25 protein-coding genes and 1 tRNA gene are annotated in these 20,911 nt (G+C 28.9%); 7 read left to right on the forward strand and 19 right to left on the reverse strand.

Annotated features, from left to right (window positions below; genetic code table 11):
- The first annotated feature begins 5 nt into the window (after positions 1-5).
- Complete coding sequence (locus L8V88_RS04475; RefSeq protein ID WP_039641434.1) at positions 6-623, forward strand: YggS family pyridoxal phosphate-dependent enzyme; 618 nt, start codon at positions 6-8, stop codon at positions 621-623.
- Here the strand turns inward: L8V88_RS04475 and murG are convergent.
- The 9 genes from murG to L8V88_RS04520 all read right to left on the reverse strand — a co-directional run bounded on the left by murG (position 616) and on the right by L8V88_RS04520 (position 7,734).
- Entirely contained in the window at positions 616-1,647 is a 1,032-nt protein-coding gene (gene murG, locus L8V88_RS04480) for an undecaprenyldiphospho-muramoylpentapeptide beta-N-acetylglucosaminyltransferase (RefSeq protein ID WP_263727010.1), read from the reverse strand. The genes L8V88_RS04475 and murG overlap by 8 nt on opposite strands.
- Entirely contained in the window at positions 1,644-2,249 is a 606-nt protein-coding gene (gene cysE / locus L8V88_RS04485) for a serine O-acetyltransferase (RefSeq protein WP_263727012.1), read from the reverse strand. The genes murG and cysE overlap by 4 nt, the downstream gene beginning before the upstream one ends.
- Entirely contained in the window at positions 2,246-4,075 is a 1,830-nt protein-coding gene (gene speA, locus L8V88_RS04490; RefSeq protein ID WP_261545203.1) for a biosynthetic arginine decarboxylase, read from the reverse strand. The genes cysE and speA overlap by 4 nt, the downstream gene beginning before the upstream one ends.
- Positions 4,072-5,298, reverse strand: coding sequence for a histidine--tRNA ligase (gene hisS, locus L8V88_RS04495; protein ID WP_263727014.1), 1,227 nt, complete (start codon positions 5,296-5,298; stop codon positions 4,072-4,074). Before hisS ends, speA begins: the two co-directional genes overlap by 4 nt.
- Complete coding sequence (gene tmk, locus L8V88_RS04500; protein WP_263727016.1) at positions 5,291-5,875, reverse strand: dTMP kinase; 585 nt, start codon at positions 5,873-5,875, stop codon at positions 5,291-5,293. The genes hisS and tmk overlap by 8 nt, the downstream gene beginning before the upstream one ends.
- Complete coding sequence (gene coaD, locus L8V88_RS04505; protein WP_263727018.1) at positions 5,866-6,345, reverse strand: pantetheine-phosphate adenylyltransferase; 480 nt, start codon at positions 6,343-6,345, stop codon at positions 5,866-5,868. The genes tmk and coaD overlap by 10 nt, the downstream gene beginning before the upstream one ends.
- Positions 6,345-6,923 carry a UbiX family flavin prenyltransferase gene (locus L8V88_RS04510; RefSeq protein WP_263727020.1) on the reverse strand — a complete coding sequence of 193 codons (579 nt, stop codon included), beginning with the start codon at positions 6,921-6,923 and terminating at the stop codon, positions 6,345-6,347. The genes coaD and L8V88_RS04510 overlap by 1 nt, the downstream gene beginning before the upstream one ends.
- The gene (gene flgA, locus L8V88_RS04515) at positions 6,920-7,588 is read right to left on the reverse strand and encodes a flagellar basal body P-ring formation chaperone FlgA (protein ID WP_263727021.1); all 669 of its coding nucleotides are present in this window, start codon (positions 7,586-7,588) and stop codon (positions 6,920-6,922) included. Before flgA ends, L8V88_RS04510 begins: the two co-directional genes overlap by 4 nt.
- 71 nt (positions 7,589-7,659) lie before the next feature.
- Positions 7,660-7,734: transfer RNA gene (locus L8V88_RS04520), tRNA-Gly, on the reverse strand.
- Between the two features lie 109 nt (positions 7,735-7,843).
- On the opposite strand from L8V88_RS04520, the gene L8V88_RS04525 reads away from it, so the two are divergent.
- Entirely contained in the window at positions 7,844-8,140 is a 297-nt protein-coding gene (locus L8V88_RS04525) for a hypothetical protein (protein WP_263727023.1), read from the forward strand.
- Between the two features lie 30 nt (positions 8,141-8,170).
- Here the strand turns inward: L8V88_RS04525 and L8V88_RS04530 are convergent, their stop codons facing one another.
- Entirely contained in the window at positions 8,171-9,331 is a 1,161-nt protein-coding gene (locus L8V88_RS04530; protein ID WP_263727026.1) for a molybdopterin molybdotransferase MoeA, read from the reverse strand.
- A complete protein-coding gene (murA, locus tag L8V88_RS04535; protein ID WP_263727028.1) occupies positions 9,328-10,584 on the reverse strand; it encodes a UDP-N-acetylglucosamine 1-carboxyvinyltransferase in 1,257 nt (418 codons plus the stop codon). Before murA ends, L8V88_RS04530 begins: the two co-directional genes overlap by 4 nt.
- 86 nt (positions 10,585-10,670) lie before the next feature.
- Between murA and L8V88_RS04540 the strand changes: the two genes are divergently transcribed.
- Positions 10,671-11,528: a DMT family transporter gene (locus L8V88_RS04540; protein ID WP_263727029.1), complete on the forward strand. Its 858-nt coding sequence runs from the start codon at positions 10,671-10,673 to the stop codon at positions 11,526-11,528.
- A 2-nt stretch (positions 11,529-11,530) separates the two neighbouring features.
- Here the strand turns inward: L8V88_RS04540 and L8V88_RS04545 are convergent, their stop codons facing one another.
- Complete coding sequence (locus L8V88_RS04545; protein WP_263727031.1) at positions 11,531-11,899, reverse strand: hypothetical protein; 369 nt, start codon at positions 11,897-11,899, stop codon at positions 11,531-11,533.
- Between the two features lie 45 nt (positions 11,900-11,944).
- Positions 11,945-13,012 (reverse strand): tyrosine-type recombinase/integrase, encoded by a 1,068-nt coding sequence (locus tag L8V88_RS04550; RefSeq protein WP_263727033.1) that lies wholly within the window; start codon positions 13,010-13,012, stop codon positions 11,945-11,947.
- A 100-nt stretch (positions 13,013-13,112) separates the two neighbouring features.
- Here L8V88_RS04550 and L8V88_RS04555 point away from each other — a divergent pair, with 100 nt between their 5' ends.
- The gene (locus L8V88_RS04555; RefSeq protein ID WP_263727035.1) at positions 13,113-13,310 is read left to right on the forward strand and encodes a molybdenum cofactor biosynthesis protein; all 198 of its coding nucleotides are present in this window, start codon (positions 13,113-13,115) and stop codon (positions 13,308-13,310) included.
- A gap of 421 nt (positions 13,311-13,731) precedes the next feature.
- Here L8V88_RS04555 and L8V88_RS04560 read toward each other — a convergent pair whose 3' ends face one another.
- Together L8V88_RS04560 and L8V88_RS04565 are read right to left on the reverse strand one after the other, a co-directional pair.
- The gene (locus L8V88_RS04560; protein WP_263723773.1) at positions 13,732-14,223 is read right to left on the reverse strand and encodes a SixA phosphatase family protein; all 492 of its coding nucleotides are present in this window, start codon (positions 14,221-14,223) and stop codon (positions 13,732-13,734) included.
- On the reverse strand, positions 14,220-14,750 hold the full coding sequence (locus tag L8V88_RS04565; RefSeq protein WP_263727036.1) for a rhomboid family intramembrane serine protease: 531 nt from the start codon (positions 14,748-14,750) through the stop codon (positions 14,220-14,222). The genes L8V88_RS04560 and L8V88_RS04565 overlap by 4 nt, the downstream gene beginning before the upstream one ends.
- Positions 14,751-14,864: 114 nt before the next feature.
- Here L8V88_RS04565 and L8V88_RS04570 point away from each other — a divergent pair, with 114 nt between their 5' ends.
- Complete coding sequence (locus L8V88_RS04570; RefSeq protein ID WP_074692021.1) at positions 14,865-15,275, forward strand: PepSY-like domain-containing protein; 411 nt, start codon at positions 14,865-14,867, stop codon at positions 15,273-15,275.
- Positions 15,276-15,279: 4 nt separating this feature from the next.
- On the opposite strand, the gene L8V88_RS04575 is transcribed toward L8V88_RS04570, so the two are convergent.
- Together L8V88_RS04575 and ybeY are read right to left on the reverse strand one after the other, a co-directional pair.
- Entirely contained in the window at positions 15,280-16,248 is a 969-nt protein-coding gene (locus tag L8V88_RS04575) for a DUF3298 and DUF4163 domain-containing protein (RefSeq protein WP_263727038.1), read from the reverse strand.
- Positions 16,249-16,659 (reverse strand): rRNA maturation RNase YbeY, encoded by a 411-nt coding sequence (ybeY, locus tag L8V88_RS04580; protein WP_263675504.1) that lies wholly within the window; start codon positions 16,657-16,659, stop codon positions 16,249-16,251. It abuts the gene before it with no gap.
- 52 nt (positions 16,660-16,711) lie between these two features.
- Between ybeY and queC the strand changes: the two genes are divergently transcribed.
- Entirely contained in the window at positions 16,712-17,377 is a 666-nt protein-coding gene (gene queC, locus L8V88_RS04585; RefSeq protein WP_263727040.1) for a 7-cyano-7-deazaguanine synthase QueC, read from the forward strand.
- Positions 17,378-17,440: 63 nt separating this feature from the next.
- On the forward strand, positions 17,441-18,013 hold the full coding sequence (locus L8V88_RS04590; RefSeq protein WP_263727041.1) for a YceI family protein: 573 nt from the start codon (positions 17,441-17,443) through the stop codon (positions 18,011-18,013).
- A gap of 61 nt (positions 18,014-18,074) precedes the next feature.
- Here L8V88_RS04590 and L8V88_RS04595 read toward each other — a convergent pair whose 3' ends face one another.
- Both L8V88_RS04595 and metG read right to left on the reverse strand, forming a co-directional pair.
- A complete protein-coding gene (locus tag L8V88_RS04595; protein ID WP_263727043.1) occupies positions 18,075-19,016 on the reverse strand; it encodes a hypothetical protein in 942 nt (313 codons plus the stop codon).
- Positions 19,017-20,903 carry a methionine--tRNA ligase gene (metG, locus tag L8V88_RS04600; RefSeq protein WP_263727045.1) on the reverse strand — a complete coding sequence of 629 codons (1,887 nt, stop codon included), beginning with the start codon at positions 20,901-20,903 and terminating at the stop codon, positions 19,017-19,019.
- Between the last annotated feature and the right edge of the window lie 8 nt (positions 20,904-20,911).

Raw genomic sequence — 20,911 nt, forward strand, 5'->3', positions numbered from 1 at the left:
AAAAGATGAATTTAGAAAGTATTTTTGAAAAAACCATAAAACAAAATGTGCGTTTAGTAGCAGCTAGCAAGTATGTTCAAGATGAGCAAATTCGAGAGCTTTTTAAGCAAGGTGTTGTAGAGTTTGGAGAAAATCAAGTCCAAGCTTTAGCTTTAAAAAAAGAAAAACTTCAAGACTTAGAAATCAAGTGGCATTTTATAGGTAATCTTCAAAGTAATAAAATCAATCTTTTAATCAAACAAAACCCATTACTTTGGCAATCTTGCAATGGTTTAAAAAGCGCCAAAGCTGTAGATAAAAGACTTGATTATAAATTAGATACTTTATTAGAAATAAATACTGCTAATGAAAGTTCTAAAAGTGGTATAGAGCAAAATAAAGCAATAGAAGAGTATTTGCAAATACAAGAAGAGTGTAAAAATTTAAATCTAGTAGGCATTATGTGTATAGGCTCTATGGATGAGGAAAAAGTTCAAGAAAGTTTTGAGCAAACTTTTAAAATCTATGAAAATTTACAAAAACACGGGGCAAAAATTTGCTCTATGGGTATGAGTGGGGATTTTGAGCTAGCTATAAAATGTGGCTCAAATATGGTACGTTTGGGGAGTATTTTATTTAAATAAACCCCATTTGTTTTGCTTTTTCTAACATAAAATCTGCACCATTTTCACTTTTTAATTCTTGCAAGGCTAAAGATTTTTCTTCTAGTGAGAAATTTTCTACCAAATTTAAAAATTGATGTTTTTCTTCTTGGGTTAAAATTTCACATAAATTACGCTCTTTTAAATACAAAGCATTAAAATACTGATGATTTTTAGCCGCATATGGATAAGGAATAAAAATACAAGGAAGTAAATTTGCACTAAGCTCAAAAAGACTGCTTGCGCCTGATCTTGATATGGCTAAATCTGCTTTAGAAATTTTATCTATAATGTTTTTATCAAAGTCAAAAAGCTCTGCATTAACATTTAAATCCTCATAAGCTTTTTTACATCTTTCATAATCATTCTTACCACATTGATGAATGATATTTATACCTTTTTCTTTAAAGTATAAAGCATTTTCTAAAGCAAGATCGTTTATAAATTTAGCCCCTTGAGAGCCACCAAGAAAAATAATATTTTTTAATTCTTTTCTCACTCTTGCTTTTTGTGAAAAAATTTCATTAATAGGATAAGGACAAAAGAAAGTATTTGCTTTATTAATTTGATCATCAAAAGCAGTAAAAAAAACTTTAGAAAAAGGCTTTAAAAGTGAATTTAAACTTCCCATTTTTGAATTTTGCTCATGGATTAAAAGTGGGATATTTGCCATTAAAGCACCAAAAGCGCCTGGAGCACTGCTATATCCACCCACACTAAAAACTACTTTAACATTATGTTCTTTTAAAATTTGTTTTGTTTTTCTTGCAAGTTTTACAATATGCAAAAACGATTGAACCTTAGCTAAGCCTTTTTTATTAACAACGCCTTGAGAGCTTAGAAAGTATTTTTTATAAAAGCCATTTTCGTTTTCAAACCAAAGTCTATCTTGGCCATTTTCACTTCCTATGTAAATGCATTCTATGCCTTGTTTTCTTGCACTTTGCAATAAACATCTAGCTATAGCTAAATGCCCTCCCGTGCCTCCACCTGTAATTGCTATCATTTATCCTCTTTATTTAGCTTTTCTTCTAAAATAGCAAGCCTTGCTTCTAGTTTAGCGATTTTTTCTTCATAATCAATCTTGCCATGTTCTTTAATATAAGCAGGTATGCCAATAGCTGTTAAATTTGGTCCAACATCTTTTAATACAACTGCATTTGAGCCTATTTTTGCATTTTTACCTATGGTAATATTGCCTAAAATTTTAGCACCAGAACCTATAATCACGCCATCTTCTATAGTAGGGTGTCTTTTGGTATTTTTATCTAAATTCGTTCCACCCAAAGTAACACCTTGATAAATCAAAACATCATTACCTATAATAGAAGTCTCACCAATCACAACCCCACTTGCATGATCCATAAATATCCTTCTACCTAAATGTGCTCCAGGGTGTAAATCAACTCCAGTAAGAAACTGAGAAATTCCACTAATAATCCTTGCTATTTTTTTAAAACCTTTTTGGTAAAAAAAATGCGCAAAGCGATAATTTACCACAGCCCAAACACCAGGATAGTTAAAAACTAACTCCACCCAAGATCTATATGCAGGATCTTTTTGTTTTGGCATAGAAAAATCTTCTTTGATTAGTTTAAAAATACTCATTTAGAACCTATGCTTTTTAAATATCCATTATCGTTTAAGAATAAATAAATTTCACCCAAAATATGCTTTTTTTGATTTTCATTAACAAGTTTTGAAGCATAAATTTTTTCATTAATATTATCCATAATTGCATGAATATCATAGTCAAGATCTTCTAAGGTATCTAAAATAGATTGAGCCTCTAGTACGCTTTCTACTTCAAAACCCTTTTCATTAATACTTATACAAGCTTCGGTTGGATGTGTAAAAAGATTGTGCTTCATACCAAGGACTTCTTGATAAGCTCCCACTAGGAAAAATCCTAAAAAATAATCTTCAGCTTCTACATCAATATCATGTAAAAACAAAGGATTATCTTTAGAATAAGAAATTTCTCCATCACTATCACAAGTTATATCCCATATACTTGCACTTCTTGTAGGTTTTTTATTAAGTCTATCAAGTGGCATGATAGGGAAATTTTGCTCTAAACCCCAAAAATCAGGTAAAGACTGAAATACTGAAAAATTCACTAAATATTTTTCTTGCACTTCATTTTGCAAACTCGATAAATCAGCTTGATCACCCACTAAAGAAATAGCTTTTCTCATAATCAAATGCACTAAAATTTCACTATTAGAGCGATCTTGTAAATCCACATAACCCAAATCAAACAAGGTTAAAATACTCTCCATATGATCAATACTATCATGTAGATACTCAAGCGCGTTAGAAGCTTTAATGTTTTTATACAAATCATAAAGTTCATCAATAAGTTTTGGGTTTTTATCTTTTAATAAAAGCTTGCTTTCTGTGTATTCTTGAGAAAAAAGCTCTAAAACAGGCGCTACTAAAACAGCATGATTAGCTGCTACAAAACGCCCACTTTCTATAAAAATATCAGGCTCTAAGTCTTTTTTTTGTTCTGCAATGCTTTTTAAAATAAACACAACATCGTTTGCATACTCACTTAAGGTGTAATTTCTGCTTGTTTCGTTTTTAAACTGAGAGTATTCTACTGCCAAACCCCCACCAAGATTAATAGCTTTTAAATTTTTTGCCCCCATTTTTCTAAGCTCGGTGTAGATATTACCCGCTTCATTTAGAGCTTTTTTCAAAGGATGAATTTCAGTAATTTGCGAACCTAAATGAAAATGTATCATAGTAAATTGATCTAAAAGCTTATTAGCTTTTAAAAGATTTACCGCTTCAATAAGCTCAGTAGATGTTAAACCAAACTTTGAATTTATACCACCACTTTTTGCCCAAATTCCTACCCCAGCTGAATGCAAACGCACCCTTAAGCCTATATTTGGCTTTGGCTTAAAACGATTTTTAGCAATTTCAATCATCGCTTCAAGTTCATTAAGTCCTTCCATAGTTAAAGTGATATTATGACCCATTTCACACGCTATAAAGCCCATGTTTATAAGTTCTTTATCTTTAAAACCATTAACCGTTATAGGTGCACCTTCATTATTATAAGCCATAGCTAGTAAAAGCTCAGCCTTACTTCCTGCTTCTAAGCCATAGTTGTATTCTTTACCTAGATTAACTAAATTTTTTACAAAACCTGGATATTGATTGACTTTTAAAGGATATACAGCATTAAAAGAACCTTTATAGTTAAATTCTTTTTTTGCTTTAGCAAATTTATCATAAATTTGCTCAATTTGCTTATGGATTAAATGAGGAAAACGAAGCAATAATGGCCCCTTATAGCCATCATCACGCAAAGTATTTACTATATCTATAATGGCAGGTTTTTTACCATGATTTACACATACTTTGCCATTTTCGATGATAAAATTATTCGCACCCCAAATATTAATACCATAATCAATCATAACTCATTCTCCAAATTTGCTAATTTTATATTTTTATTTTCTTTACTATCTAAATTTTTATAAAAAATCTCTTCTTTTTGCATTTCATCTTCACCTATACACAAAAAGATTTTAGCATTAGCATTATCTGCTTGGTTTAAATGCTTTGCAAGTTTTTTTGCTTCATAGCTTAAATATACTTTATGTTTTTTTCTTAAAGTATTTGCTAATTTAAAAATAGTATCTATATAAGCTTCATCCATAGCACAAAGATAAATTCCTTCTCTAGCTTTTACGCTTTGTTTTTGCTCTAAAATAGCCATAATCCTTTCTATACCCATAGCAAAACCCACGCCATAGCCACTTTTACCATCTAAGTATTCAATCAATCTATCATATCTTCCACCACCTGCTACGGCAGCTTTTGCACCGATTTCATCGCTAACAAACTCAAATGCACTTTTAGAATAATAATCAAGCCCACGCACTAATTTTTCATCACATTCAAACTCAACATCATTTTCTTTTAAAAGTTTTTGCAATTTTTCATAATCTTTCTTACAACATGAGCATAAATTTTCACTTAGCTTTGGCGCATTTTCGATTAAACTTTGACAATGATCATTTTTACAATCAAGCACTCTAATAGGATTTAAGTCTTTTCTTCTTAAGCAATCTTCGCAAAAACCTTCTTTAGAATTTAAAAAAGCTATGAGCTTTTCTTTATATACACCTATACATTCTTTACAGCCTAAAGAATTAATCTTCAAACTTGTATGAATTTCTAAGCGTTTAAAAATTTCATTTAGCATTAAAATAATACTCGCATCCTCATATACATTTGCTATGCCAAAGCTTTCTACACCAAATTGATGAAATTCACGCAATCTTCCTTTTTGCGGCCTTTCATAGCGAAACATAGAGCCATGATAAAACCATCTTTTAACACTTTGAGCCTTATCCATTTTAGCTTCTATGTATGATCTTACCACCCCAGCTGTCCCTTCAGGCCTCAAACACACTTCATTGCCTGCTTTATCAACAAATTCATACATTTCCTTACCAACTATATCAGAGCTTTCCCCAACACTTCTTTTAAAAAGCTTAGTAAGTTCTAAATGCGGACAATTAATAAAAGTAAAACCATAGTTTTTAGCTACTTCTTCACAAGTTTTTACTACTTTTTCATAAAGAGCAGCTTGGTCATCTTGTAAATCTTTCATTCCTTTTAAAGCGTTAATCATCTATAAATTCCTTAATCTTTTCATGTAAAATTTCAATACTCAAAGAAGCATCTAATTTTAAAATTTTTATATCTATCTTAGTTTTTAAAAACTCTAAAGTTTCTTCTAAAGCTTTTTGTATATTTAAAAAATACTCAATCCCTCTTTTTTCAATACTATCTAAATCTTTTTTAGAAAGTCTTTGCTCAATAAGCTCTTTAGAACCATGCAAAAACACAACCTTTTGTGGAAAAAGTCCACCTGTGGCAAAAGAATTTAACTCAAATAAAATATTTTGATCAAAATCACATCTTGCATAAGCCATATTAGAAATAAAACTACGATCTGAAATGATAAGTTTGTTTTTATTTTGCGCTAAATGCATGTCGATTAAATTTGCTCTATCTGCTAAAAAAAGCAAAAGCTCAGCCTTTTTAGAAAATTGCATTTTACTTTCTAATAAAATTTTTCTCAAATGCACTCCAAGCTCACTTCCACCTGGTTCTTTAGTAAAAAATGCATTATGAAAATATTTTTTCAAAAGCTCTATTTGCGTGCTTTTACCCACACAATCAACCCCTTCAAAAGCTATATACAATCTCTCTCCTTTAATAAAGGTATAATTTCTTTTGGCACAAGCTTGCTCACATCGCCATTATACACACAAATTGATCTTACTATGGAGCTTGAAATAAAAGAATTTTTTAAATTTGGCATAAGATATATAGTTTCAAAATCTTCCCAAAGCATGTGATTTGCATAACCAAGTTGTAATTCATACTCAAAATCACTCACCGCTCTTAAGCCTCTTATAATGATATTTATTTGCAAATTTTTAGCAAGATCTACTAGTAAGTTATCAAAAGTTGTAATTTTAACATTTTTTAAGTCTTTTGTAGCAATTTTTACCATTTTTTCTCTATGCTCTAAGCTAAACATAGGCTTTTTACTCTCACTTTTAGCTATGGCAACGACTACTTTTTCAAACATCTTGCTAGCTCGAATGATCACATCTAAATGTCCATTAGTGATAGGATCAAATGTTCCTGGGTATATACAACTAGCCATCATTGCCACCTTTGATATAAATTATGCTCAATATTTGCTAGATCAAGCCATTTTCCTATGATAAATTCATATAGTTTTTCCAAATTATCAATCTTAGCATAACTTGCCATTACAGGAGGAGCAATGATAACTCCATAGCTAGAAAGTTTAGCCATTTGTTCTAAATTTAAAGTAGAATAGGGCATTTCCCTTACTCCAAGTATGAGTTTTTTGCGTTCTTTTAAAGCCACTCCTGCAGCTCTTGTAAGTAAAGTATCATTTATACCACAAGCAATTTTTGCCAAAGTATTAATCGAGCAAGGCGTGATAAAAGTCATTTCTATGCCAAAAGATCCGCTTGCTACGCATTGACTAATATCTTCATTATCTAAAAAATTTACATGTTCAAGTTCAAATTTATCTTTTATGTGTTGCAAAAAGTCTATATTTTCTAAAAGAGGATTTTCTTTTGCAAAGCTTATTTTTGCATTTTTACTTATAATGGCATAAATTTGCCCTTTTTCTTTTAAATGTTTTAATAATAAAAAACCAAGTTCACAAGAACTAGCCCCACTAATACCTACTAAAATTTTTCTCATTTTAGCTCCACATAATTTTTACTAATGACTTTACCATGCACGACTTTTCCATCTTTGTTTTTAAGGCGAATTCTTTGGTTTAAATTCCCACTTTGCAAGGCTTTTAATTCTATTATCATGCTTAAATCCCCATCTTTGATAACCCCATAAACAGAATCATTTCTTTGTATAAGGGTTTTGGTTTTAAACATATTATATTTTAAAATCATATTTTCTCTTATATTGCTTTTGGCTATTAAATTTGTGATTTCATCTTTTTTTAATACACCTTGGGGAGCTTTATCAAAAGGAATTTTTAAAATTTTAAAACTGGCAGGACTTAAATTTTCATTACGCGCAATAGGACGCGTGGTTTGTAAAACTTCTAATTTTGCCTTTAAAAAATACTTAAAAAATATATTTTTTTTAAACTGCTCTGGAGTTTTAAATTCAGCCTTTACAAAACCATCAGCTCTATCAAAATTATGATTACCCAGCTTTAAAAAAATATATTGATTAAAATCAGCAGGCAAACTTGATTGAGTGTTAAGATCTAAAGAAATGATTTCTAGTTGCGGATAATTTGTCTTAAATTCTTTAATCAAAGCTAATTTTACTTCATCAAAATTCGAAGCAAAACTAAAAGTATAGAAAAATAAAACTAGAATGATTTGCTTAAAAAACAATACAACGACCTTTTATAAAAATATATTAATCGTATAATACATTAAAAAAGTTTGATTTTAGTTAAAAGAAGTGGAGCGGGAAACGAGATTCGAACTCGCGACCCCAACCTTGGCAAGGTTGTGCTCTACCCCTGAGCTATTCCCGCATTTTGAAAGTAGAGTGTGATTTTATCAAAACTTTATTTTATTGTCAAGTTTTTAAAATTAAGGAATGTTTTTTGCTTATAGTTATTAAATTTTAAAAAAGGAGTTCTCATGCAAGTAAATGATAAAAATAGTCCGCTAACCCTAAATAATATGACAAAAATCAAAGAAAAAAACACATCTTCAGATGAATTTCAAGCTACACTTAATGCACTTAAAGACAAAGAAGAAAAAGAGTATAAAAAAGATAGCAACAATGCTTTTAGTAATACAGATTTAAATATAGGTTCAATTTCTAAAGATTATAGCATATATGCTTGGGAGAAATTACGCCAAAGCAAATACCAAAAAAATGAAGAAAATATCTTAAATAATCTTTTTAAAACCTTAGATAAAGCAAGAAGTTAATCATTAAAAATAGGGTAGTGTAATACCCTATTAAATTTTTAAAACTTTAACTTCTTGATCTTTTGCTAATTTTATGTCATCAATTTGCGTGATTAAGATATGTGTGTTTTCACATAAAGGTTTTAGCATACCTGAGCCAAATTTAGCTTCACTTGGTTTAAAATACCCATCGACTAATTTTCCAAAAGCAAAATCATTTCTTTGGCCTTTGAAATTTAAATCTTTAGTCAATCTTGCTTTATCAAATTCCAAAAGTTCTTTACCATAAAGTAAATTGAGTATATTTTTTGCAAAAATATGCGTTGAAACTAAAGAAGCCAAAGGATTTCCTGGTAGGGCTAGAAAAAGCATATCACTTTTGCTAAAAAGTTTTACATGCTTACAAAGTTTAGCATTGATTTTTTCAAAAATAGGGCTAAAATCACACTCAAGCAAAGCTTGTTTGATAAAATCAGCCTCACCCACGCTAGCTCCACCACTGCTTATAAGCATATCAAATTCTTTATTTTCTAAAAGCTTTTTATATGCATTTAAATCATCTTTTATAAGCCCTAAATACTCAACATCAGCATAATCTTGCAAAATAGCATAAATTCCAAAAGCATTTGCATTATATATGCTGTATTCATCAGCATTTTCCCAAGGCTCTACAAGCTCATCTCCACTTGAAAAAATCCCAACACGCAATTTTTTAACGACTTTTAGCTCATAAATTCCTTGAGCAGCAAGCATAGCTACCATGCCTGAAGTGATTTTTTGTCCCTTTTTGAACAAAAGCTCTCCAAGCTTTGCTTCCTCGCCTTTAAAACGGATGGCATTGTTTTCTTTAGCGTTTTTAGCATTGAGCTTTTCATCTTCAAGCAAAGCTTCTTCAAACATTAAAATGGTATTTGCATTTTGAGGAATTTTAGCCCCTGTCATAATTTTATAGCATTCATTTTTTTCTATAATATAATCATTTTTATCGCCTGCTAAAATGCTTCCTTTTATTTCTAGCAATTCATTCTTATGTGTATAATTTAGTGCATAACCATCTAGGGCTGAATTATCAAAAGCGGGTAGGTTTTTTTTCACAAAAACATCTTCATACAAAATACGCCCCAAAGCTTGCGTCAAATTTACTCTTTGAAATTCATTTTTTGCTTTGATTTGTTCTTTTAAAAAATCTAAAGTTACAAAAATATCTCTCATTCTTCAAGCCTTCTTATACTTGCGCCTAGTTTTTTAAATTTTTCTTCTAAATTTTCATACCCTCTATCAAGATGATAAATTCTATGAATTTTACTTGTGCCTTTAGCTGCTAAAGCTGCTAAAATCAAAGCAGAAGATGCACGCAAATCAGTAGCCATAACATCAGCTCCCAAAAGCTCTTTAGTGCCATTTATAGTAGCAATATGCCCGTTTAATCTTATATCAGCTCCCATTCTTAAAAGCTCACTTACATGCATAAAACGATTTTCAAATAATCTCTCATCAATAATACTTGTACCATTTGCTTTTAAAGCTAAAGCCATAAATTGTGCTTGCATATCCGTTGGAAAGCCTGGATATTCGCTAGTTAAAATTTCAACCGGTTTGATTTCTTTAGCAGGATTTATACTAATACTATCTTCATTAATATCAAAGCTAAAACCCATTTGCTCTAGCTTTGCCAAAACTGCGCTAAGATGGCTTGCATTGACTTTTTTTAAAGTAATTTTTGAGTTAGTGATAGCTCCTGCACACAGATAAGTTCCTGCTTCAATACGATCAGGAATGATTTCAAAGGGTTTAAATTCTAAAAGCTCTCCACTTGTGCCATAAATTTCAAGTTCAGAAGACCCTATGCCTTGTATATCAAGCCCAGCCCTAGCTAAAACCTCGCAAAGTTGCACCACTTCAGGCTCTTTAGCGACATTTAAAAGTCTAGTTTTACCATGAGCTAGGGCTGCTGCCATGATGATATTTTCACTGCCTGTAACAGTGATTTTATCAAACATCACATCAGCACCTTTAAGCTTTCCGCTAGCTACCACATAGCCTTGCTTGATCTCAATATTAGCTCCCATTTTTTCTAAAGCTAAAAGGTGCAAATCAATAGGGCGTTGGCCTATAGCACAACCTCCCGGTAAAGAAACTTCGCAATTTCCAAATCTAGCTAGTAAAGGCCCTAAGGTAAGTATGGAAGCACGCATTTTACGCACGATGTCGTATTTTGCTATGGTTTTATTTAAATGTTTTGTATTTATTTTTGCAAAATTGTCTTTAAAAGTATAATTTGCTCCTAAATTTTCAAGCAAAGAAAGTAGGGTACAAATATCTGCTACATTTGGTAAATTTGAAATTTGCACTTCATTTTTAGCTAAAATACTTGAAGCTATCAAAGGAAGTGCTGCATTTTTTGCACCGCTTATTATCACTTCTCCATTTAATTTTTTAACACCATCAATCTCTAAATAAGTCATTAATTTTCCTTAAAATATATACATTTAATGATATAATAATATTTTACTACAAATATTACATAAATTAATAAGATTAAAGGTGTTTTTTGGGAGTTTTTCTAGTCATACTTGGTGGGATATTTTGGGCTGTAAGTGGAGTTTTGGCTGAGTATTTGTTTAAAAATCATTATTCTGCTGAATGGGTAAGTTTTTATCGTTTGCTTTTTACTGGTGTTATTTTAATAATTTTGGGTGCAAAAAATTTCAAATTAAAATTGCTAAAGCAAAAACAAGAACTTAGCTCTCTTTTAATTTTTTCTATCTTTGGTTTATTGATAACTCAATATGGTTATTTTAAAGCTATTTATTATACCGATGCAGGAACTGCTACGATGATACAATACAACGCACCATTAATCATAATGCTTTTTATGTGTTTTAAAAATAAAATTTTACCTAAAAAAATAGAGCTAATCGCTTTGTTTTTAATACTTTTTGCCTTATTTTTACTTATAACAAATGGAGATATTAATGCATTAAAACTTGATATAAGAGGTGTTATTTGGGCTTTTTTTGGAGCTCTTGGAGTAGCGTTTTATTCTTTGAGTGCTAGGCTTATCATAGCAAAATATGGCTTATTTTTAATCATGGGTTTGGCTAGTTTATTTGCTTCTTTTTTGCTTTTTGTATTATTACAAGGAAATATCCCAAAACATGATTTTTCTTTAAATTCCTTTTTGGCTATGAGTGGGATTGTATTTATAGGTACAATAGGGGCTTTTTGTTTATATTTAAAAGGAGTTGAATTAATAGGAGCTTTTAAAGCTAGTATGATAGCTTGTATAGAACCCGTGGCTGCTGCTTTTATGAGTTTTTTATTTTTAGGAACTATTTATAGCGTGATTGATCTTTTTGCTTTTGCTTTGATTATTCTTAGTGTGTTTTTAAATGCTAAAAAACATTAAAATCATTGCATAGCTTGCATGGCTTGAGATAACATTTGGGTTATTCTTGCATAAATGCTTTGCATTTGCGAATTTAAACTTTGAATTTGAGAATTGATCATTTGAGCTTTTTGTGGATCTTGGCTTGATTGTAATTTTGCATTTAATTCTGCAATTTTAGCTTGTATCTTAGAAAGTTCTTTATAAAGTTTACTTAACTCATCTTCTGATTTTTCTCCATTTTGACTTTCTTTAACGCTTTTTTCAAGCTCTTTTATACCTTGAGTAAATTTAAATTCTATAAAATTCTTATTTTCTTTGCTTTCTTTTTCTTCTTTTTGAGTGTTTAAAATATAAGGATTAATTTTACTAGCATAATTATTTATTTGCATGATATATCCTTTCTTTAAGGATATATCGGATTTTTTTATAAAATTTTACGTTCTATCGTGAAGTTTTTTAGCTACTTCTGCGGCTAATTTTAGCTTTTCATTATCAAAGTGTGTGTAAATTCTTGAAGTATTTAAGCTTGCATGGCCTAGTGCTTCTTGGACTAAAACTAAATCTTTTTGTTTTTTATAAAGTAGGGTGGCAAAAGTGTGTCTTAACATATGAGCTCCGTTTTTTTGCTTGCGAATTCCTGCTTTAAATAAAATTTGTTCTACTATACGCGAAACATAAGCTTGGGTTAGGGCTTTACCATTGCGATTGACAAATAAAAGTCCATCGCAAGAAAGATAATTTACCCTTACATCTTTTAAAAGATGTTCTATAAGCTCTTTTTTAATCATCACAACGCGGTATTTATTACCTTTGGCTCTAATGCGTATAATATAAAGATCATTTTCTTCGCTAATATCTTTTAATTTTATATTAATAGCTTCACTAACCCTAATTCCTGTAAAAATGATGATTTTAATAATCAAGCGATTGCGTATGGTATTACTTTTAAAATCTGTATTATCAATAGCATCTAAAAATTTACTCACTTCATCTTCGCTCATATACTCAGGTAGCTTAACTCCCTTAGAACCACTTATACCTGCCCAATTTTTAAGATTAATATCAAAAATGTGCGCCTTTTGATCTTCTTCATTTTGTTTATCTAAAAATGCAAAAAAATTAATCACAGCTATGCGATAATTTTTTTTACTCGCATCAGATAAAGAAGCGCTAATACTTGCTAAAATTTCCACTAAAAGCTCTTCATCAATTTGTTTTAGTGAATAAAGCTTGTAAAATAACAAATACTCATAAAGTTTTTTCAAAGGATTAAAATAAGTATTTACACCGCTAAGTCCTGCGTTTCTTGCTTTTTTTACATAAGCATCAAGCTCTTGTATATTTTTAACACCCTTACTTAAGGCTAAATTTACTACAGCCAAGGCTTGAGGATCTTTTAATTCCTTATTTGATAAAGAATTAAGCTTAAATTTCACATATCTACAAAGCCAAAATAAAAATGACTTTTCAAAATTTTCTTCACAATCTAGAGGATATTTCATTTTTAGTCTCCAAAACTTCTAAAACAGCTTAAAAAATTATAAAAAAATCTTACTTAAAAAATATCAAGCTATAATTATAAAAACAAAATAGGGTGATAATATGTTTTTTAAGAAAAAAAACGTGCAAAAGCAAGTAACTCAAAGTAATACCTCAAAACAAAATAATACTTCAAATGACTTTGCACAAGAAAAAAGACTTTATGAATTTAGAGAAAATATGAAAAAACTTAGCAAAGATGAAAATAGTGCTAAACTTTTAGCAAGGCAACTTTCAAGATTAATCCAAAAATCCAAATAAAACCAAAAATTCCATACAAGCTAAACTTTTATATTTATTTTCCTTTTTACTCATCATTTTAGCTTTTTTAGTCTATAAAAATATTTTAACTTAAACTTAATATGTATGTAAAATTATATGATAAATAGTAAAATCTTGAAATTATATATATTTTGTATTGAAAACTATAATTTTCAAACTTTTATATTTATCTGTTCTTTCATAAGTAAAATGTATTTTAAAATACCTATAATATAGTATTTTAAAGCATTTTATTTTTTGAGTGAAAATAATTTATCCATAAAAAAATAAGTATAATTTTTTGAAAAATATTATAAGTTATTTTATGTAGCTATAAAAGACTAAAGACGTATATTTTTTATTTCAACTAAATTTTAGTTTATATTTTTGCTTAAATAAATTTGAAGTTTAAAAATGTAGATTAGTTATTTTCTTGACTTTTAGGATAATCAAAAAACACAACTTCCCCGCTGTGTTCTTTTATATCTTTAAATTCTTTTATATCAAATTGCATACATAAAATAGCAGAAGTTGGAAAGTTTTCTAAGTCTATATGGGCTAAATACTCACAAAGTTCTTGCAATAAAGGATTATGCATAATTAGCACTACCCTACTCTCTTTTAATTCTTTTATAAAATTTAATACATCCTCTAAATTACCATCATAAAAGCTTTTTTCTATCTTGATATCTTTTTCTTTTAAAGAAAAGCTTTTACAAAGTTTTTGCGCTGTTTTTATACAACGCCTAGCAGGACTTGAGATAATGCTTTGAGCTTTAAATTCTAAATCTTTAATCCTATAAATCATAGTTTTTAAATCATCTTTTCCACTAGAGCTAAGCTCTCGTTGCAAATCTTGATCGTAGTTTTCTTTTTGAGCTTTAGCATGACGGATAAAATAAATATATTTCATCTTATAACCTTAAATTTACCCAAAGCATATCCACATATAAAGCCAAAAATATGTGCATACCAAGCTATATTTACACCCATAAAAATAGGCACAAAACTCATTAATAATATAGCCACGATAAGCCCTTTAGTAGCAGTTTTATCCAAATATGCATAATATCCCATTAAAACACATATAGCACCACTTGCACCCACTACATTTACAAAACTACCATCAAAACTTAAATACACATAAAAAGCACTAAGTAAAGAACAAAAAATTCCACCGATTAAGTAAAGCAAAGCAAATTTAAAACTTTTTAAGTATTTTTCCAGCATAGAGCCAAATTGAAAAAGTACTATCATATTTAAAATCAAATGAGGCCAATTTCCATGCATAAACATTGAGCTTAGAATTTGCCAGTAAAATCCTTGAAAGAAGAATAAATTTAAACCTAAAATAACATCTAAATTTAAAGATCCAAAATAAAGATAATTCACAAAGACAAATATCACAATATTTAAAGCGATTAAAAAAGAAGCTATCATTGCCCTACTTTGTATTTTTAATAATTATAACAAAAAGCTATTTAAATTCTAGCTTACACATAAAATTCACACTAATAAGATACAATATCGTCAAAAAATAAAATAAGGTTAAAAATGAAAAAACTAGCTTTAGCTTTTTTTATCGCTCTAAATACTCTTAATGCGGGCATAGTCATAGCACCTGATTCTTTGCCGGTAAACATCAAACAATTTATTAAAGATTATTTTAATGCAGAAATAGGTCTAGTAGAGCAAGATGGTTATTCTTATGAGATTTATTTAAGCGATGGGAGCGAGATTGAGTTTTCACTTAATGGAGAATTTAAAGAGGCTGAAAATTTTAGATCGCTAAATTATGCGATTTTACCCCTAGCAATACAAAATACCATTAAAAATATCTATCCTAACACAGCAATCATAGAAATAGAAAGAAAAATTTCTTATTATAAAATCAAACTTAATAATCAAATGAAACTTTACATAGATGATAATGGAACGATTTTAAGGCAAAAATTTGATGATTAAAAGCTTATTTGATTTTACTCAAATAAGCTAATTTTGAATTATTTTTCAAAAAAGGTTTTAACTCATCATAACTTATAAAAATTTCAATTACCCCTGTTGAATATGGAGCTATATCATAAGGCTCCCATATCAAAACTAATCCGTTTTTTCTCACTTCAAAAATTTCACTCATTTTAAGCTCTTTAATATCAAATAACTCATTTTCATTATATAAACTTAAAATCTTTTGCTTAATCATATTCTGAAAATCTTCATTTTCTATTTTTAACTCATTTTTCAATCTAAGAAGTTTCATATCATCAATACTATAAGTTTTTCTTAAAAAATTAGTCATACCATGAGCACCACCTTTATACTCATAAATATTTTTTCCCAAAGAGATAATATGCTCATCTTGATAAAATATATAGGCTTGAGAAAAAAACTCATTATTAGAAATATCTTCTTTATTCCATTTATCAAAACTTTCTTTTGCTTTTTGTTTTAATGAATTTTTATCCAAATTCTCATTAAAATCATCAATAATTTTTTCTAAATTTTTATTTTGACTTGATAGTTTTAATATATCTTCACTAAAATCAAACTCAATGTTCTTATTGTCTTCTACTTGTTTTTGTTCTTTAAGTGATAATTGATAAATACTTGCGTTGGATTTATTAGCTAAAAAGCTAAATTCTTTTTTTATACCATCTATTTTACATAGGGCTTCAAATTTATTTTTGTATATATCTTTTAAAACGCAAGTTCCAAAATCCGCTATATCTATATAATACTCATCATTTTTAGCACTACCCCAAAAACTGTATTGTTTTTGTTTTGCTTGGACAAATCCATAACTAGTGTTACTTTTACTAGAGCTATATAGGTAAATATCAAATTCCTTTCCATTTAAAATATTTAAAGTAAATGTATTTTCATTATAAGCATACAAACTCGCACACAAACTTAAGCTAAAAGCAATCTTTTTAAACATTTAATCCCCTTGCACTCTTATAATCAAACTTTTTGGTAATTTAAAATATTCAATCCATTCTTGTTCTTTTTGTCTCATTTGTCCTTGATCTACCTCATGATCATAACCTTGTAAATGAAGCATGGCATGTATAAAAAGCAATGCCATCTCTTCTTCATTACTATGTTTATATTCCATAGCCTTTTTACTTACTTCATCTAAATTTATCACTATACTTCCAAGTAAATTTTCACAATTTTGCACTAAAGGAAAAGACAAAACATCTGTAGTTTTATCTACTCCCCTTTGATTAAGATTAATTTCATGCATGGTTTTTTCATCTACCAAAACAAGTTCTATATTTTGATCACTCATTTTTTGGGCAATTTTTTCAAGAAAAGAAATATCCATTTCTTCTTCGCAAAAAATCATTATTATCCTTTTGATTTTATAATTTCAAATTATATCAAAATTAAGGAAAAGTATGAAAAAAGCTCTTTGTATTATAAGTGGTGGTATGGATAGTACTTTATGTGCATATTTAGCTAAAAAAGAAGGATATGAAATCATTGCTTTACATTTTGACTATAACCAGCGCACCATGTTTAAAGAAAGAGAATGTTTTAATAAAATTTGTGAAAAACTTAATATAAAAACAAAATATATTTTAGATGTTTCATTTATAGCAAATATTGGTGGTAATTCTTTAACGGATTTAAATTTAGAAATTCCCAAAGAAAAACTACACGAAAAAGAAGTTCCAAATACTTATGTTCCTTTTAGAAATGGTATTTTTTTATCCATCGCAGGAGCTATAGCTGAAAAAGAAAAATGCGAAAGTATTTTTATAGGAGTAGTGCAAGAAGATAGCAGTGGTTATCCTGATTGTAGTGCAAATTTCATACAAAAAGCAAGTGAGTTTATCAATGAAGGCACAACAAAAACTTGTAATGTTACAATTAAAACCCCATTAGTTCATCTAAGCAAAGGACAAATAGTTGAATTAGCCTTAAAAGAAAAGGTAGCCTTAGAGCATACTTGGTCTTGCTATGAAAGAGAAAATAAAGCTTGTGGCAAATGTGATAGTTGTTTATTGAGATTAAAAGGCTTTAAGGAAGCTAATGTGAAAGATTTTATAGAATATATTTAAAAAATTTACTTTCATTTTATTTTCATTTGTATAATAACCATTTTTAAATATTAAGGAGAAAACATGAAAAAATTACTACTTGGTTCTTTTTTAGCTGCTTCTATTTTAGCAGGCAATGCTTTAAGTAAAGAATTTAGCTTAGACAAATCACATACAAACGTAGGATTTAAAATCAAACATTTACAAATTAGTAATGTAAATGGAAATTTTAAAGACTATGATGCGGTAATTGATTTTGATAGTGCTAAATTTGAATTTAACAAACTTCAAGCAAATGTAAAAGTTGCTTCTATAAATACTGAAAATAAAGCAAGAGATGCTCACTTACAGCAAGATGATTTTTTCAAAGCAAAAACTCACCCAAACATCACTTTTACTATGAGCAAATATGAAAAAATTTCTAATGAAAAAGGTAAGATGTATGGCTCATTAAACATTGCTGGTGTAAGTAAAGATATTGTTTTAGATACTGAAATTGGTGGGGTTATTAAAACAGATAGCGGTAAAGAAAAAGCAGGCTTTACTTTACAAGGACAAATCAAAAGAAGCGATTTTAAATTTGCTCCAGATACTTCTAGTTTGACACTTAGTGATGAAGTACAAATCAACATTGAAGCAGAAATTAACGAAAAATAATTTTAAAAAGCATTTTACTCTAAAGTAAAATGCTAATTTTATTACTTATGAAAATAATATTTTAATCAAATAAACTAATATTTTTTTCTTGAGTAAGAAAGTATTCCAAAAACTCTTCTTTATTTTCTTTAATCAGACAATATTTAAAGTCAAAAAAATTCTTTAATTCATTTAAATTTGCATAGGAAAAATCACAAAATAAAGAATTTTTTAATGCGGTTTTAAAACCCTTGATATATTGAAGTTTTTGTGCTATGAAATCAAAGTCTTTTTCATTTTCCACGAGTAAAATCACCCTAGAACTACCCCCAAAAGCACAAATTTCATTTTTTGAGTTTAAAAAATAGGCTTTAAAAAGTTCTAATTTTTTGTCATTAAAACTAAAGGGTAATTTTTGACTTTCTATAAATTCAATAAAACTAGCAAAAATATCTGCATAAAAAAATGCAAATTTTAAATCTTTAAAATACAAATTTTTACAAAGCAAACTTGTTTGAAATAAAGATTTTGAACCTAAAATTTCATATTTACAAGCTTTTAAGGTATGAAAATTTGATTTTAATTTTAAAATAAATTTTTCATCATCAGAACAAAAGAAAGTTTTTTCTTTAGAATTTTTTAAAAGATCAAAATCTAATAAAATATTTGAGTTTAAGGCTTTAAAATTAAAGGCTTTTGCAAATTTTAATTCTACATGATTGCAATATATAAACTCATAAGATTTTTCTTCGCATAAAAATCTAAAAAGCCTAAAAATAGCTTCTTCAAGATCATCAACTTGAAGATAAAACACATCTTTATCTTCAAGATTTAATTTCTCCTCACTTACTATGACATAAGCTCCAAGTTTTATAGCAAAACTAGCTTGTTCATTATTCTTAGCAAAAAATACACTTGCTTGTTTGACTTTGTTTAAATCTATACTAAAATCATAAACACTAGAAGTTGCTCCATAGTTTAAAACTTGGGCATTAACAAGCTCAATAAAATTAGAAATATTCATTTAGCCTATTAAAGCTCCATTTTCGATAAAGCTTTGTGGACTAATTAAAACTAATTTACCATTTTTTTCTGCACTTAAAATCATGCCTTGGCTTTCATGGCCAAAAATTTTAGCTTTTTTTAGATTGGTAATGACACAAACTTGCTTACCTATTAACTCACTAGCTTTATAAAATTTAGCAATACCTGAAAGCACTTGTCTTAGTTCGCCATTTTCAAGTTCAAGTTGAAATTTTAAAAGCTTTTCACTGCCTTCTATATTTTGACAATCTTTTACTAATGCTACTTTAATTTCAATTTTTTTAAAATCATCAATTTTAATTTGAGGTAAGTTTGACTTCTCTTCTGCTTTTTCTTCTTTTTTGCTTTCTTGAGTTAATTCAACTTTTGGAAATAAAGCTTCACATGCACTTGATTTTAAATCGCATAATTGATTATTTAAAATTAGTTTTTGATAGTTTTCGTTTGAAATTTCAAAATTTAAAGCTTTGGCAATTTTTAAAGCTGTTTTTGGCATAGCAGCTGAAAGTAAAATAGTAACTTTTGTTAAAATATTAGCACATAAAGCCACTAAGGCATTAGCTTTTTGTATTTGATCGTTTTTAATTAAATTCCAAGGCTCATACTTACTAATACTTAAATTTGCTAAAGATAAAGCCTTAAAAAGCTCTTCTAAATAGCGATTTGGCTGGATATTTTCTAAAGCATTAATCGCATTATCTAAATACTCTTTACATTCATTTAATTCTTGATTAAAATACAAATTCACATCTTTACAATCAATAATATTTTGAGAATATTTAACACTCATGCCGATAATTCTGTTTAATAAATTTCCAAGCTCATTGCTTAATTCTGCATTGATTCTAGTGATTAATGCTTTTTGTGAAAAATCCCCATCATTGCCAAAAGGAACTTCCCTGAGTAAAAAGTATCTAAAAGCTTCTAAACCAAAAGTATCTGCTACTTCTTTAGGTGCTACTACATTGCCTTTAGATTTGCTCATTTTTTCACCATCTTTAGTCCACCAGCCATGCGCTGCTACAAATTTAGGCAAAGGGAGTTCTAAACTCATCAAAAACGCAGGCCAATACACTGCATGAAAACGCAAGATATCCTTACCTACAAAATGAATATGAGCAGGCCATAGATCCATATTTTTATCATCAAGTCCATAACCCAAAGCACTCACATAATTCATCAAAGCATCAAGCCAAACATACACCACATGTTTTTCATCATTTAATTCTTTTGGAAGCTTTATACCCCATTCAAAACTCGTTCTTGTAATAGAAAGATCTTTTAAGCCACCTTCTACAAAATGAATCAACTCATTAGCCTTATTTTTAGGTAAAATCGGCTCTTTTTCTTTATACCATTTAAGAATTTGATCTTGATATTTAGAAAGCTTGAAAAAATAACTTTCTTCTTTTAAAAGCTGTGTTTTTTTACCACAATCTGGACAATGACACTCATTTACAAGCTGAGTTTGGGTAAAATAACTCTCACAAGAAACACAATAAAAGCCTTCATAAGTTCCTTTATAAATATCACCTTTATCAAACATTTTTTTAAATGCTTTTTGTACGCTTAATTTGTGATTTTCATCTGTAGTTCTAATGAAATAATCATAAGAAATTTCAAACTCATCCCAAAGTTTTTTAAACTTAGAGCTAATTTCATCTGCATATTCTTTAGGGGTAAAATTTCTAGCACTAGCAGCTTGCTCTATCTTTTGACCATGTTCATCTGTACCTGTTAAAAAGAATGTTTTTTCTCCTTGCAAGCGATAGAATCTAGCCAAAGTATCTGCTATAATCGTAGTGTAAGCATGACCTATGTGTGCCACATCATTTACATAATATATTGGAGTAGTAATATAACGCATTTTCAACC

It is taken from the genome of Campylobacter sp. IFREMER_LSEM_CL2101, assembly GCF_025771825.1.
Classification (GTDB): Bacteria; Campylobacterota; Campylobacteria; order Campylobacterales; family Campylobacteraceae; genus Campylobacter_D; species Campylobacter_D lari_C.